This is a genomic window from Streptomyces rubellus (assembly GCF_036323805.1).
In the GTDB taxonomy this organism is placed as follows: Bacteria; Actinomycetota; Actinomycetes; order Streptomycetales; family Streptomycetaceae; genus Streptomyces.
Map to the genome: position 1 here is coordinate 367,257 of NZ_JAZDCX010000002.1, position 13,645 is coordinate 380,901.

Below are 13,645 nucleotides of genomic sequence, written 5' to 3' on the forward strand. Positions count from 1 at the left end.
GAAACCCCCGAATCACCCACCGGACAGAAAATGGCACATGCCGACTCGGGCGCGAGGCATGGTGCGGCGGGCAGTTGCCGTGCCATGCTGCGCACATCGGCGCAACGCACAGGCAGTTGAGCCGGAAAGGCGGACACGTGGCCGCACCGCACAGGCCGACAGCACGCCGTATCGCTCTGGGACACGAGCTTCGCGAGCTGCGCAGGCGCGTGGGGATGAGCCTCCAGGAGGCTTCCAAGGGGATGCCGTTCAGTGACACGAAGCTGCAACGGGTGGAGACCGGGCTACAGGACCTGCGCAGCGCCGGCGCCCTGCGCAAGCTCCTGATCCGGTACGGCATGACCGACGAGGAGGAGATCGAGCGGCTGATCACCACCCAGCGCACCGCCGCCAGCCAGGAGTGGTGGATGCTCAACGCCGCGAACATGCCTTCCGGGGTGCCCCGCTTCCTCGGTATCGAGGCGGCGGCACAGGAGGTCCGGGCCTACCACCCGACCCTTGTCCTGGGCCTGTTGCAGACCGAGGCGTACGCACGCGCACGGCACGAGGGCGCCAAGTCCATCGACGAGACCACGACGGAGTTCATCGAGGACAGCGTGAGCGTGCGGATGATGCGGAAGGAGGCGCTGACAAGAGGCGAGGACCCGCTGAGGCTGTGGGCGATCCTCTACGAGCCCGCGCTGCGGCACGTCGTCGGTGGAGTCGAGGTGATGCGTGAACAGTACGAGGAGATCGATCGTCTGGCGGCGCTCGACAACGTGACCGTGCAGGTGCTCCCGCAGACGATGCGGGGGCACCTGTTCGAACACGACTTCAGTCTCATGTTCCTCCGCGACGCCATGCCGACGACGATCCAGGTGGACGGCCCGTTCAACGCCACATTCATTTCAGACAAACGTCGGGAGGCCGGACGTTTCTCACGGCACTTCGAGGCGCTTTCGCGATCTGCTCTGCCCTCGGAGGAGACTCCGAAGTTCCTGCACCGGCTATCCAGGGAGATCAAGGAATGACCACCGGCAACCGAACTCTGGCGGCATCGGACATCACCGCTGACTGGTTCAGGTCCTCCTACAGCAGTAACGGGCAAAACTGTGTGGAGACCGCCGACCTGACCCGTACCGCTTACGGCGCAGTCGCCATACGCGACTCGAAGGCACCCGGCGGCCCCGCCCTGCTCTTCACGGCGCGGGCGTTCACCGCCTTCGTGGCCGGGGTCAAGGCCGACGGTCCCACGGCGTCCTGACAAGGCGGGGTGCCCGGCCACCGGCCGGGCACCCCGCCCCCGCTCCTTCCCCTCCTCGCCGGCCAGCGCAGTCCGGGTGCCGCGCGGTTCGGGGAGCAGGACATCAGGGCAAGGGATTGTCGGGGGGAACGGGGTTGTGCGGACTGTCCAGCCATATCCGCTGGCCGTCCTCGTCGACCGTCAGGCCGAAGCGGGAGCGCTCCGGGGCGCCCAGGGCGTGCCAGCGGTGGAAGGCGTCCCGCACCTCGTGCCACAGCGCACGGGGGGCCGTACTGCTCCACCTCGTACGTCTCCTCGCCGGGGACGTACTCGACGGTCGCCCACGACTTCCCGTCGTCCGCGAAGAACCACAGGGTGGCCTCCCCGCTGTCGTCGTCGGCCTCGCACCACCGGTACCAGGCGTCGGTGACGCACTGGCCGACGAAGAACGCCGGGTCGTCCTGGACGGCGTTCTGCCCGTCTCCGCCGATCCGATGAGGGAGGCGGATCGGCGCAGTGGCCGCCGAGCCTCCTCTACCGGCGGTAGAGTCGGGGCATGGCAGATGAGACGAGCATCAAAGTGAGCGCTGCCGCGCGGGACCGGCTGGCACGGCTGGCGGCCGAGGAGGGCACCACCATCCGGGGCCTGGTCGAGGAACTCGCCGAGAGCCGGCCGACTCGGGCCGAGTGTGAGGAGCGTGTCGCCCAGGCCCGGGCCGAACTCGCGGCCCTCCTGGGTGCCGTGCCCAGCGAGGAGGCCGAGGCGAAGGCCCGTGGGCTCCTCCGGCGGCTGGGCGGCGGTCACGGTCCGCAGGCGGCCGCGTAGTGGGGGCGATCGCGGTCGTACTCGACCACACGACCGCCACCGCCCTGTACGACCCCAAGGATCCGGCCAACGAGGCCGTCGCCGCCTTCTACGTGCAGGCGTCCGGCGGTCTGGGAAGCCTCTTCGCCCCCGTGCTCTCGCTCGCGGCGGGGGACATCGAATGTCCCGGTCTGCTGGACTACATCGACGGACTGCGGTTCGTGCAGACCGAGACGTTCGACGCCGAGGCCGCCCGCACGGCCACCGAGCTGCTGCGTGCCGGATATTCCTGGGCGGCCGTCCACGCCGTCCACGCGGCCCGCCCCTCGGCGCGCTTCCCTTCCGGCCGCTACCTGCTGACACTCACTCCCGAGATGTACCGGGGTACCGGTGTCCAGGCGGTTCATCCCGACGGGTGAAGCGGGCGCACGCCACGGGCCCCGGACACCGTCTCCGGTGTCCGGGGCCCGCACCTCACATGACCGCCCGACCCGCGTACCCGCGCGGGCGGGGTTCAGTCGCCCTTGACGGTGACCTTCTCGCCGTTCTTCAGCTGCTCCACGAGCTGCTTGACCTTCGGCATGTCCCACTTGAGGGAGCCCTGCGGGGCGCTGCCGGCGATCGGCATGTTCATGGAGACGCCCTCGCCGCCCGTGACGCCCTTCATCGCCCAGAACATGGTGGCCAGGTTCCACAGGCTCATGTCCTCGTCCACGATCAGGGTGTCCAGGCCCGCGCCCATCGTCGGGTAGAGCTTGAACGGGTTGAGGACGGTGGCGGGGGTGGCGGCCTGGTTGGCCAGCGCGGACAGGAACTTCTGCTGGTTCTTGGTGCGCTCCAGGTCGCTGCCCGCCTCGTAGCGGTTGCGGACGAAGGCCAGGGCCTCGGCGCCGTCGAGGGTCTGGCGGCCCTTCTCGAAGTCGGCGCCGGAGTTCTTGTCCTTGATGTCGCGGGGGATGTCCATCTCCACGCCGCCGACCGCGTCGACGATCTCGGCGAAGCCGCCGAACCCTATCTCGGCGTAGTGGTCGATGCGCAGGCCGGTGTTGTACTCGACGGTGCGGACCAGCAGCGGGGCGCCGTCCATGGAGTAGGCGGCGTTGAGCTTGCGGGCGCCGGGGGAGGGGAAGTCCTTGCCGCTCTCCGAGCCGGTGAACTCCGGGATGGTGACCCAGGAGTCGCGGGGCAGGGAGACCATCGTGACGCCCTGGGGGCCGTCGTGGAGCAGGATCATCGAGTCGGTGCGCTTGCCGTCGGCCGACCCGGTGTGCAGTTCCTTCTTCTCCGTGTCGGACAGGCCCTCGCGGCTGTCGGAGCCCACGATCAGGTAGGTGGTGCCCTCGCCGCCCTCCGGGCGGTCCTGCACGATGCTCAGGTCCACCTCGCGGCGGAGCTTGGAGTCGGCCCAGAAGTAGGTGCCGACCGACCACACCAGGGCGACGACGAGCAGGGTGATCAGACCGACCTTGACCCGGCGGCCCCAGTCGGGCGCGGGGCGGGCGGCGGAACCGGCGCCGCCGTAGCCGCCCTGGCCGCCGCCCCGGCCGGAGCCGGCGTAGACCTGGCCCGTGTTGTAACCGGAGTCGTAGCCCGCGGGGCCGTCGGGGGCGGGTGCGTAGCCGCTGGAGTAGCCGCCGCCACCGCGCTGGGTGGTCGGCATGGCGCGGGTCGGGTCCGGGTGCGGGCCGGGGCCGGCGGTGTTGGGCCAGTCAGTCATGGGAGGCAGTGTGCCCCCTCGGGGCGGGTGCGCCATAGAGCGGGGAGCGGAACCGGAGCGGTGCTGTTGCAGAGCTGATGCACAGCGGCCCGCGCACCGGCGGGCGCCGGTGACCGGGAGCTCGGGGAGGTGCTTAGGGTGGGAGGCATGAGCACTCAGGCCCAGGCGCCCCAGCACGAACTGCCGGGCAAGCCCACCTCGGTTTCCCGGACCACGCTGTCCCACATCATGACGGGCAACGACACCAACCTCCTCGGCACCGTCCACGGCGGGGTGGTCATGAAGCTGGTCGACGACGCGGCCGGGGCGGTCGCCGGGCGGCACTCGGGCGGTCCGGCGGTCACCGCGTCCATGGACGAGATGGTCTTCCTGGAGCCGGTCCGGGTGGGCGATCTGGTGCACGTGAAGGCCCAGGTGAACTGGACGGGCCGGACCTCGATGGAGGTCGGGGTGCGGGTGCTGGCCGAGCGCTGGAACGAGTCCACGCCCGCCACCCAGGTCGCCTCGGCCTATCTGGTGTTCACCGCGGTCGACGAGGAGGGCAGGCCCCGTCCCGTACCGCCGGTGCTCCCCGAGACCGAGCGGGACCGGCGGCGGTGGCAGGAGGCGCAGATCCGGCGCACCCACCGGCTCGCCCGCCGCCGGGCGATCAAGGAGCTGCGCGACCGGCGGACGGCCCAGGGGATGCTGGACGAGTAGGGCGGGCAGGTGGAGCGGGGGAGCCGGGCGGCCGGGAGGGGAAGTGTGCCCGGACGGACACGGTGATCAGGGATGCCGGGGGCAGAGGACCTCGTCGCCCGTGACCACCGGGGTGCCCTCCCGTTCCGGGGGCCGTCCGGCCGGCTTCCCGGGCGCCGGGGAGCGCGTGCTCCCGCGCCCGCGCACCTGACGCACCTCGCTGTGCTCCCTGCCGAGGACCACCCTCAGCACCGGGCCCCGGTCCTTGTCCTCCCGCAGCCGGGCGCCGGGCAGCGCGGCGGCCAGGGCACGGGCCGCGCGGACCTGCCCGGGCCCGTGGTGGACGGTCGTGTGCCGCAGGTCCTGGCGCTTCGCGGCACGGGGGGTGCCGGTGGTGTCGAAGCCGGTGGCGCGCAGCGCCCGGTCCACCCGCATGCCCAGGTCCGCGACCGGGGTGCCGTTCTCGACCTGGACGCGGACCTTCGCCGGGTCCGCCTCGACCGGCAGGGGGCCGGACCGCGGGAAGCGGCCCGCCTTCTCGCCGGGCTTCTCCGGGTTCTTCCCGTCCGGCCGGGCCTTCTCCGCACGGGTCTCCCCCCGGGCCGCCGGGTCCGCCCGCCCGGCCGCCAGGGGGAGGTCCCGGCGCAGTGCCCGGAACAGTCCCTCGGCCTCCGGCCTGTCCCAGACCACCGTCGAGCCGATGCCCGGCACACTGCGGTCGGGGTCGGCGACCGGCACCGAGACGAACTCCGAGGACGCCGCCGTGAGACCGTGCATCGCCCGCCCCAGGGCCACCAGTTCGCCGGTGCCCAGACCGGGGTCGGCGCGCACCGAGCCGACCAGTGCGGAGACGACCCGGTTGAGCCGGACCGGGTTCATCAGCACCCCGTGCCGGGTCGCCTCGTTGATCATGGAGGCCAGGAAGTGCTGCTGGCGTCTGATGCGGCCCAGGTCGCCCTCCCCGTCGAGCTGCCGGGCGCGTACGTACTGCAGGGCCCGGCCGCCGTCCAGCCGGGTGGTGCCGGCCGGCAGGTCGAGGCCGCTGTGGGGGTCGCGCAGCGGCCGGGCGGTGCACACCGGGACCCCGCCCAGCGCGTCGACCGTCCGCATGAAGCTGGTGAAGTCGACCTCCAGGTAGTGGTCGACGCGCACCCCGGTCATCTTCTCGACCGTGCGGACGGTCAGCCGCGGGCCGCCGTACGCGTAGGCGGCGTTGATCTTCCCGGTGCGGCCGGTGCGGTGCTTCCCGGTGGCCGGATCGGTGTGCCCGGGGAACTCGGTGTAGGAGTCCCGGGGGATGCTCACCACACTGGCCCGGTTCCGGTCGGCGGACAGGTGCACCAGCATGATCGTGTCGGTGCAGTGGCAGGAGGTGTCGCCCAGGGAGTAGCGCCGCCGGTCAGCCGGGCCGATCCCGGCGCGGCCGTCGGTGCCGACGACCAGGAAGTTGGTGCCGTCGCCGGCCCTGGGGCGGTGGCTGAGCCCGTGGAAGGGGTCCACCCGGCGCAGTTCGCCGTCCAGCCCGGTGACCATGGCGTGACCGATGCCGCTGGCCGTCAGCACCAGCGCCGAGAAGGCGGTGGCCGTCCGCGCGCTCCAGCGGGACAGCCGCTGCTGCCGCGGCCGGGGACGGGCGTGGCGGCCGCGCCGACGGGGCTGCGGCGGCGTCGACCGGGCTGGCATCGCAGAACCACCTCCGTGGGGTGGGGGCCGGAAGCGGCCAACGTAAGTCCATACGATCTACGGACCGGACATCCCACGCCGCCCGGTGCCCGCGGCCACCCGGCTGCCGTGCGAGGGCCTCACCCGTTCGCGGTACCGTGGCCCGGTGAGTTCCCCAGCCGAATCCCCCTCGCCGGCCGCTGCGCCGCCCGCGGTTTCCGTGATCATGCCGGTGCTCAACGAGGAGCGGTACCTGCGCAGCTCGGTACGGCACATCCTGGAGCAGGAGTACGACGGCGAGCTCGAGGTCGTGATCGCGCTCGGCCCGTCCGAGGACCGCACTGACGCCATCGCCGCCGAACTGGTCCGCGAGGACCCCCGGGTGCGCACCGTGCCCAACCCCACCGGCCGCACCCCCGCCGGGCTCAACGCCGCCATCGCCGCCTCCCGCCACCCGGTCGTGGTGCGGGTGGACGGGCACGGGATGCTCTCGCCGGACTACATCGCCACCGCCGTACGGCTGCTGGCGGAGACCGGCGCCGCGAACGTCGGCGGCATCATGCACGCCGAGGGCGAGAACGACTGGGAGAAGGCGGTGGCCGCCGCCATGACCTCGAGGATCGGGGTCGGCAATGCCGCCTTCCACACCGGCGGCGAGGCCGGTGAGGCCGAGACGGTCTATCTGGGCGTCTTCCGCCGCGAGGTGCTGGAGCAGCAGGGCGGCTACAACGAGGAGTTCATCCGGGCGCAGGACTGGGAGCTGAACTTCCGCATCCGCCAGGCCGGCGGGCTGATCTGGTTCTCGCCCGAGCTGCTGGTCTCCTACCGGCCGCGTCCGAACGTACGGGCCCTGGCCAAGCAGTACCGCAACTACGGCCGCTGGCGGCATGTGGTGGCCCGCTACCACTCCGGCTCGATCAACCTGCGCTATCTGGCGCCGCCGGCGGCGGTGGTCGCCATCGCGGCGGGTCTGGTGGCGGGCGCGCTGGTCACCCCGTGGGGCCTGGTGGTCCCGGCGGGCTACCTGGCGGCGATCACCGCGGGCTCGGTCCCGGCGGGGAAGGGGCTGCCGTTCGGGGCGCGGGTGCGGATACCGCTGGCGCTGGCCACCATGCACATGTCGTGGGGCTGGGGCTTCCTGACCAGCCCGCGGAGGCTGGCGGAGAAGGTGAAGGCCAGCCGCCGGGAGCCGGTGACCGCCGGGAGCTGACCGCCCCGTACACGGGAGGCGGTCCGGCCGCGGGCCGTCCCCGCCGTACGCGTTCGGCCGTACGCGTCACCAGACGTGCGCGGGGTTCACCTCCATGCAGGCGTCCTTCTGCGAGCCGTTGAGCGCCCCGGCGCTCTCGGGGATCTCGCTGCCGTCGGCCCCGTTCTCGCCGGGAGCCGTGGCGCCCGGGGCCCGCCCGGGGTAGGCGTTCCCCTGGCGCCAGTCGGCGCCGATCACCAGGGTGATCTCCTCGGCCCCGGCCGAGTGCTTCACGGCCCGTTCGGGCAGGCCCAGGGCCTTCGCCACGGCCAGGGCGTCGCCGCGCCGGTCCTCGTCCGCGTAGGAGACGGTGGTGTCGGCCTGGGCCGCCGGGGTGGTGTCGGTGGCGGCCCGGGTGAAGCCGAGCCGGTGCAGTTCGCCGGTGATGACGGCGGCACGGCCGTTGACGGGGGCCAGGGTGACGGTGCGGGTGCCGTTGCGCACCCGCACCGGTATCTCGTCGCTGGGCGCGGCCGGGTCGGCGGGGGCGGGCCCGCCGGTCTTCCTCCGCTTCTCCTCCCCCTCCTCGTCCTTGCCGTCGAGCGCGACGTCGTCGCGGATGAGCGAGAACACCTTCTCGGCGTCGCCCGGTTCGGGCACCACATGGCTGCCGCCGTCGGCGTACTGCCACGGCATGGTGGCCATGGTGATCCGGTCGGTGGGCACCTGCCTGAGCTCCTCGGCCAGGTCGTAGAGGTCCTTGACGCCGTCGATGCCCTCGTCGACGGTGAGCGCCCCGGTCGCGGCCTCGGCGAGGGCCCGGAGCTTGCCGGGGTCGGTGAGCCTGGTGCCGGCCTTGAGCTGCCGGACCATGGAGTTCATGTACATGTGCTGGGCCTTCGCCCGGCCTATGTCGGTGCCGTCGCCGAAGCCGTAGCGGGTGCGCAGCCACTGCAGGGCCTGCTCGCCCCGGACGGTGGTGGTGCCGGCCTCCAGGCGCAGTCCAGAGTTGCTGTCGTGGATGTTGTCCCGGACGCAGACCGGGACACCGCCGACGGCGTCGGCCATGTCCACCACGCCCGCGAAGTCGATCATCATGAAGTGGTCGATCGGTATGCCGGTCAGCTCCATCCAGGTGGCGACCGTGCAGCCCGGACCGCCGCGCTGGAGGCTGGTGTTGATCTTCCCGGTGGTCTGCTCGTGGACCGTGCCGTCCTCGGGGTCGGTGCACTGGGGGATGGTCACCTTGGTGTCCCGCGGGATGCTGAGCACCGAGATGCTGCCGCGGTCGGCCGAGAGGTGCAGCAGCATCTGCACGTCGGCGAGCGGTTCGCGCCCCACCTCGTCCCGGGCGCCGCCGAGTGCGACGTTCCGGGCGGAGTTACGGCTGTCGGAGCCCAGCAGCAGGATGTTGAGCGGGGTCTGTCCGGCGGCGTTCTGCCGGTGGTCGAGCCGGTTGTCGCCCAGGGTCAGGGGCTTGCGGGTGAGGTTGCCGTTGAGGTGCTCGTAGTAGAGGTACCCGGCGCCGGCCGTGCCGAGGATCAGCAGCGACAGAGCGGCCGCGGTCCAGCGCAGCACCCGCCCGGCCCGGCCGCCCGCGCCCCGGCGCGGGCCGCCGGAGCGGTGGCCGGGCCGGGACGGCGGCCCGGCTTCCGCGCCGCCTCCACCGCTGTCGGCGCCGGAGGTGGCGCCGGAGACGGCGGGGGCGGCGGACCGCCCGTTCCCCTCGTACAGGCCGTCGTCCCAGCCGAAGTCCCCGGCCTCGGCGGCGCGGTCGTGCGCGCCCTTCCCCCGTACGGCACGCTGCCCCAACGGGTCGCCCTCCCCTGGTCGTTCGGCCCGCGCTCGGAACGGGGCGTGCGCGCCGTCACTTGGCGCATATCTGTTTGTCGGCTTCCACCTTCTGGATGTCCTCCGGCGCCTTCGCCGGGGCGGTGACGGGGATGCCGGCGCCCTGGAAGTCGGCGCCGAGCGTCAGTGTCATCGGCTCCAGCCCCTCGGCGTCCTCGGTGCCCTGCTGCAGGGCGGAGGCGGGCAGGCCCATGAGGTCCGCGAGCTTGCGGGCCTGGTCGGCCTGGTTGGGCGCGTACTCCAGCTTCGTCTTCGCGAGCTGCTCGGGCGCGTTGCCGCCGTTGCTGGACTTCAGCACGTTCTGGGTGTTCTGCAGCCAGGTGAGCGTCGCCTGCGCCGCACCCGCGATCTTCCCGCCGTTGAGAACCTCGACCCGCACCTCGGAGGCGTCGGCCCGGGGGCCTTCCAGCAGGGCGGCCTGCTTCTCCTTGGCCTCCTTCTTGGCGGCCTTCTCCTTCTTCTCCACCTCGGTGAGGGAGACGTCGTTCTGCATCATCGCGAAGAGCTGCGGGGCCTTGACGGGGTCGGGGACCACCGTGGCCTTGACCGTCTCCGCGGGGTTGTCGATCACCGGGAGGGTCACGAAGGAGATGTTCTTGGGATTGATGCCGCTGAGCTCCCGGCCCAGGTCGCTCAGCTTCTTGATGGTGCCTATGCCGGTGTCCACCGTCAGCGCCTTGGTGGCGGCCTCGGCCAGGCTCCACAGCTTGCCCGGGTCGGTGAGCGTGTCGTTGGACTTGAACTTGCGGATCATCGAGCTCAGGAACTGCTGCTGGACCTTGATGCGGTCCAGGTCGCTGCTGTTGCCGAAGCTCTTGCGGGTGCGGACGAAGGCCAGGGCCTGCTCGCCCTCGACGACGCTCACGCCCGCGGGCAGGTCCAGATGGGACTTGTCGTCCTTGACGGGCTTGTCCAGGCACACCTCGACACCGCCCACCGCGGTGGTCATCGTCTTGACGGCGTTGAAGTCCGCCATCATGAAGTGGTGGACGTCCAGCCCCGTCAGCTCCTTGACGGTGCGCATGGTGCAGCCCGGGTCGCGGCCCGCCTGGCCCAGACTGGTGTTGAACCGGGCCCCCTGCTCGCCCGGGACGATCTCGGTGCCGCCGTCCTCCTGCTTGGTGGGGCAGTCGGGGATGTCGGTGATCAGGTCCCGGGGGATGCTCAGCACGGTCGCGTTGGAGCGGTCCGCGGAGACGTGGAAGAGGAACGTGGTGTCGGCGTGGCCGGGGCTGTTCTTGTCGCCGTAGCCCTCGTTGCCCGCGCCGGTGCGCTTGTCGGTGCCGATCAGCAGGATGTTGAACGGGTCGTCACCGCCGAAGCCCCCGCCGTCCCCGGCGTCCCCGACGTCGACCGTGCTGAGGTTGCTGTTGAAGTGGTTGTAGAGGACGTAGGCGGCGGCCGAGGTCCCGACGAGGAGGAAGGCCGTCACACCGCCGGTCCACAGCAGGACCTTCTGCTTCTTGGACTTCTTCGGCTTGGCCTTGCGCCGGCTGGCCGCCCGGCCGCCCGCCGCCCGGCGTCCCTCCGGCGCCCCCCCGGTGTCCGCGGGGGCGTCCTCCGCCCGCCGCCTGCGCTGCCTGGGCACCTCGGTGCCGGGCGCCGCAGCCCGGCCGGTGGTGTGCGAGGTGGCGGACCGGGAGGCGGAACGAGGGGAACGTGGGGAAGGGGTACGGGAAGTGCGGGGGGCACGGGGTGTCCCGGGCGCCTGGGTGGCGGCGGGGGAAGGGGGCGCGCCGGGAGACAGCGGCCGCAGCTTGTAGTCACCGGTGTCCGGGTCGAACACCCACTGGTCCGCGGGATCGATGTCACCCGCCTGCCCACGGCTCTGCGCGTCCACGGTTGCCTGAATCCTCCGTCAAACCACGCGGCGCCTCGTCCTGGTCGGGGACGCGGGGCGCTCGGTCGGTCGTCCTGCGGTGCGCGGCGATTCTGGGCGCACGCACCGGATTGCTCACACTATCTGGCACTGTCCAGCCACAAGCACCCCTCTTGGCAAGTTCCCTTCCTCGCGAAACGGGCATTCCGCTGCATTACCGCGGCTCGGTGGGTGTGCTGTTTCTCTCGTACGCGCCCGCCCGCCCGTACGCTCATCCGCACCCGCGTCCCCGTGGTCATCCGCACAGGCTCCCGGTCGCGGTGGGCCGTCCGTCCGCCGGGGGACCGGAGGGTCCGGACAGGCCGGTCCGGGCCACGGCGAACCCGGCTCCCGGGGCATCGCCCCGCGGGGCTCCGGACGGACTCTCGGAACCGGTCCCGGAACCGGCCCCGGAGTCCGCCGGGGAGCCGAGGTCCTCCGGCACGGGCCGGTCGTTGCGCAGCGCCGTGAACAGGCGCTCGGCGTCCGGCTGCACCAGCTCGTCGCGGTTGGGGTTGTAGGTGTACGGCTGTCTGGGCGCGGTCAGGAACCGCACCCGGTCCGCGGGGATGTCCCGCACGCTGCCCACCAGGTCGTACAGCTCCGCCAGGGAGTCCAGTCCGGGGTCGGCGGTGAGCGAGGACGTCACCGCGTCCAGCACCGGGTAGAGCCTGGTGGGATCGGTCAGGATCCCCTCTCCGCGCACCTTCCGCACCAGCGAGCCGAGGAACTCCTGCTGCCGGGCCATCCGCTGGGTGTCGCTGCCGTCGCCGATGCCCTTGCGGGTGCGGACGTAGCCGAGCGCCTGCTCGCCGTCGAGCGTCTGCGGGCCCGCCTCCAGGACGAGTTGGGCGTCGGGGTCGTCCACCGGCTCGGCCAGGCACACCTCGACGCCGCCCACGGCGTCCACGAGCCTGGTGAAGCCGGCGAAGTCGACGACCAGGTGGTGGTCGACCCGGATGCCGGTCAGCTTCTCGACGGTGCGGATGGTGCAGCCCGCGCCCCCGAACTCGAAGGCCCAGTTGAACTGCGCGAACCGCGGTTCGGTGGTGGTGCCGTCCGGCCGCTCGCACGCGGGGACGTCCACCATCAGGTCGCGCGGGATCGACACCCCGGTGGCGCCGGAGCGGTCGGCGGACAGGTGCAGCAGGATCGTGGTGTCCGAGCGCTGGGTGCCGCTGTCGCGGCCGTACCGGCCGTTGTCGCCACCGCGGTCGTCGGAGCCGATGAGCAGGATGTTCTTCGCCTCGTGGACGATCTGCCGGGGGCGCTCGCTCTCGAAGCGCCGCAGCTGGTTGACGGCTCCGACGTCCGTGCGGATGTTGCCGTCGAGCCGGCTGTAGAGGACCCAGACCGCCCCGGCCGCCGCGAGCACGGCGAACGAGGCCCCCAGCGCGGTCCAGCGCAGCCAGCGGCGGCGGGGCCGGAGCGGGGGGTCCGCCGGGCGCGGGCCCTCTGGTTCGGTCACGTCTGAGTTCATCCCTCACGCGGTCCACGTGGTCTGCCGGTCTCCGGCGTGGGTCGTGCGCACAGAAGTGCGGTCGCCGGTCTTCAGTACAGACGGGCGAAAGGCGCGTGAGGTTGTACGGGCGGCGCGAAAACCCGGCCGCGCGACCGTGATCCGGGGGATCGGTGGGGAAATGCCGGTTGTGTTCCCGGTGTTCGGGGGGCGGTGGGCCGCCGGCCGGTGGTCAGCCGGCGGTGTGGGTGACGCGCTCGCTCTTCCTTCGCTCCGCGAGCGCGGACGCGGCCGGTCCGGGGGAGTTGCGGCAGAGCACGACCGAACCGCCGGCGGCCAGCGGGGCGAACAGCCCGGCCGACAGTCCCTCCCAGGTGTCGTAGGGCAGGACCGACAGCAGCCGTGAGCCGGGGCCGAGCCCGCGTACGGCGGCATCGGCCCGCGCCCGCTCGGTGATCTGCGCCCCGGTCAGCTCCTCGCCGCCGACCACCAGCGCGGGCGCGTCCGGATCGACGGGGGAGTAAGGAGTGAAGTGGTCGCCCTGGCCCGGCACCTCGACCGCGTAGTCGGTGAACCCGTCCGGCGGCCGGTGGAAGCGGGCGCCCAGCGGGCGCAGGCTGAGCGCGACGCGCTCGCCGGAGCAGGCGCGGGCGGCGTCCAGGGTGTCCGGTCCGCTGACGACGAGGTCGGCGGCGGAGACGGCGCCGGGCCCCGGGGCCGGTTCGGCGACGACCCCGGTGGCGGAGCAGGCGAGCAGCCAGACCGCGGTCTGCCAGTGGGCGGGCAGCAGCAGGGCGAGGCGGTCGCCGGGCTCGGCGGACAGTTCGTCCCGCAGGAGGTTGGCAGTCTTCGCCACCCAATTGGCGAGGGTGGCGACGGACAGTTCGACGCGTTCGCCGGTGGCGTCGTCGTAGAAGGTCACCAGCGGGCGGGCGGCGTCCGCGGCGAGTGCGGATCGCAGCAGGTCGGCGGGGGTGTGGTCGGTGGTGTTCATCGGCGCCAGGGTACGCGGGCCGCCGCCGTCCGGCGGGGGCGGGGACGGGGGGCGCGGCGCCGGGGACGCGGGGTGGCCGGGGTGGCGGCACCTCCGGCTCGGTTCGACAGATTTGTCAGCTTCTGTCCAGTATCAGTGCCATGCGTGCATTCATTGCGTCCTCGATCGCCGTCGCGTGCGCGGCGGCCGCCGTGTTGCCGGTGTGCCCCC

The 13,645-nt window shown here is 72.5% G+C and carries 13 protein-coding genes; 6 read left to right on the forward strand and 7 right to left on the reverse strand.

Annotated elements, in window-relative coordinates; all coding sequences use genetic code 11:
* The first annotated feature begins 137 nt into the window (after window positions 1-137).
* Both V1L54_RS04005 and V1L54_RS04010 read left to right on the forward strand, forming a co-directional pair.
* Window positions 138-1,010 (forward strand): helix-turn-helix domain-containing protein, encoded by an 873-nt coding sequence (locus V1L54_RS04005; protein ID WP_330116425.1) that lies wholly within the window; start codon window positions 138-140, stop codon window positions 1,008-1,010.
* A complete protein-coding gene (locus tag V1L54_RS04010) occupies window positions 1,007-1,243 on the forward strand; it encodes a DUF397 domain-containing protein (RefSeq protein ID WP_330116426.1) in 237 nt (78 codons plus the stop codon). Before V1L54_RS04005 ends, V1L54_RS04010 begins: the two co-directional genes overlap by 4 nt.
* 103 nt (window positions 1,244-1,346) lie before the next feature.
* On the opposite strand, the gene V1L54_RS04015 is transcribed toward V1L54_RS04010, so the two are convergent.
* Window positions 1,347-1,487 (reverse strand): hypothetical protein, encoded by a 141-nt coding sequence (locus V1L54_RS04015; RefSeq protein ID WP_330116427.1) that lies wholly within the window; start codon window positions 1,485-1,487, stop codon window positions 1,347-1,349.
* Between the two features lie 291 nt (window positions 1,488-1,778).
* On the opposite strand from V1L54_RS04015, the gene V1L54_RS04020 reads away from it, so the two are divergent.
* Both V1L54_RS04020 and V1L54_RS04025 read left to right on the forward strand, forming a co-directional pair.
* Window positions 1,779-2,048, forward strand: coding sequence for a hypothetical protein (locus V1L54_RS04020; protein ID WP_330116428.1), 270 nt, complete (start codon window positions 1,779-1,781; stop codon window positions 2,046-2,048).
* Complete coding sequence (locus V1L54_RS04025) at window positions 2,048-2,446, forward strand: PIN domain-containing protein (protein ID WP_330116429.1); 399 nt, start codon at window positions 2,048-2,050, stop codon at window positions 2,444-2,446. Before V1L54_RS04020 ends, V1L54_RS04025 begins: the two co-directional genes overlap by 1 nt.
* Window positions 2,447-2,541: 95 nt before the next feature.
* On the opposite strand, the gene V1L54_RS04030 is transcribed toward V1L54_RS04025, so the two are convergent.
* Window positions 2,542-3,744: an LCP family protein gene (locus tag V1L54_RS04030; RefSeq protein WP_443076466.1), complete on the reverse strand. Its 1,203-nt coding sequence runs from the start codon at window positions 3,742-3,744 to the stop codon at window positions 2,542-2,544.
* Window positions 3,745-3,891: 147 nt separating this feature from the next.
* Between V1L54_RS04030 and V1L54_RS04035 the strand changes: the two genes are divergently transcribed.
* Window positions 3,892-4,443, forward strand: coding sequence for an acyl-CoA thioesterase (locus V1L54_RS04035; protein ID WP_330116430.1), 552 nt, complete (start codon window positions 3,892-3,894; stop codon window positions 4,441-4,443).
* Between the two features lie 66 nt (window positions 4,444-4,509).
* Here the strand turns inward: V1L54_RS04035 and V1L54_RS04040 are convergent, their stop codons facing one another.
* Complete coding sequence (locus tag V1L54_RS04040) at window positions 4,510-6,105, reverse strand: LCP family protein (RefSeq protein ID WP_330116431.1); 1,596 nt, start codon at window positions 6,103-6,105, stop codon at window positions 4,510-4,512.
* Window positions 6,106-6,250: 145 nt separating this feature from the next.
* On the opposite strand from V1L54_RS04040, the gene V1L54_RS04045 reads away from it, so the two are divergent.
* A complete protein-coding gene (locus V1L54_RS04045) occupies window positions 6,251-7,294 on the forward strand; it encodes a glycosyltransferase family 2 protein (protein WP_330116432.1) in 1,044 nt (347 codons plus the stop codon).
* A gap of 66 nt (window positions 7,295-7,360) precedes the next feature.
* Here the strand turns inward: V1L54_RS04045 and V1L54_RS04050 are convergent, their stop codons facing one another.
* From V1L54_RS04050 to V1L54_RS04065, 4 genes are all read right to left on the reverse strand, one after another.
* A complete protein-coding gene (locus V1L54_RS04050) occupies window positions 7,361-9,085 on the reverse strand; it encodes an LCP family protein (RefSeq protein ID WP_330116433.1) in 1,725 nt (574 codons plus the stop codon).
* A 55-nt stretch (window positions 9,086-9,140) separates the two neighbouring features.
* On the reverse strand, window positions 9,141-10,964 hold the full coding sequence (locus V1L54_RS04055; RefSeq protein ID WP_330116434.1) for an LCP family protein: 1,824 nt from the start codon (window positions 10,962-10,964) through the stop codon (window positions 9,141-9,143).
* Between the two features lie 274 nt (window positions 10,965-11,238).
* On the reverse strand, window positions 11,239-12,462 hold the full coding sequence (locus V1L54_RS04060; protein ID WP_443076467.1) for an LCP family protein: 1,224 nt from the start codon (window positions 12,460-12,462) through the stop codon (window positions 11,239-11,241).
* A 211-nt stretch (window positions 12,463-12,673) separates the two neighbouring features.
* Window positions 12,674-13,435 carry a TIGR03089 family protein gene (locus V1L54_RS04065; protein WP_330116436.1) on the reverse strand — a complete coding sequence of 254 codons (762 nt, stop codon included), beginning with the start codon at window positions 13,433-13,435 and terminating at the stop codon, window positions 12,674-12,676.
* Window positions 13,436-13,645: the final 210 nt, after the last annotated feature.

Bases quoted from the DNA above. Each gene is read 5' to 3' on its own strand.
- V1L54_RS04010 (WP_330116426.1), top strand. From the start codon at position 1,007: ATGACCACCGGCAACCGAACTCTGGCGGCATCGGACATCACCGCTGAC.
- V1L54_RS04020 (WP_330116428.1), top strand. From the start codon at position 1,779: ATGGCAGATGAGACGAGCATCAAAGTGAGCGCTGCCGCGCGGGACCGG.
- V1L54_RS04030 (WP_443076466.1), bottom strand. From the start codon at position 3,744: ATGACTGACTGGCCCAACACCGCCGGCCCCGGCCCGCACCCGGACCCG.
- V1L54_RS04035 (WP_330116430.1), top strand. From the start codon at position 3,892: ATGAGCACTCAGGCCCAGGCGCCCCAGCACGAACTGCCGGGCAAGCCC.
- V1L54_RS04040 (WP_330116431.1), bottom strand. From the start codon at position 6,105: ATGCCAGCCCGGTCGACGCCGCCGCAGCCCCGTCGGCGCGGCCGCCAC.
- V1L54_RS04060 (WP_443076467.1), bottom strand. From the start codon at position 12,462: ATGAACTCAGACGTGACCGAACCAGAGGGCCCGCGCCCGGCGGACCCC.
- V1L54_RS04065 (WP_330116436.1), bottom strand. From the start codon at position 13,435: ATGAACACCACCGACCACACCCCCGCCGACCTGCTGCGATCCGCACTC.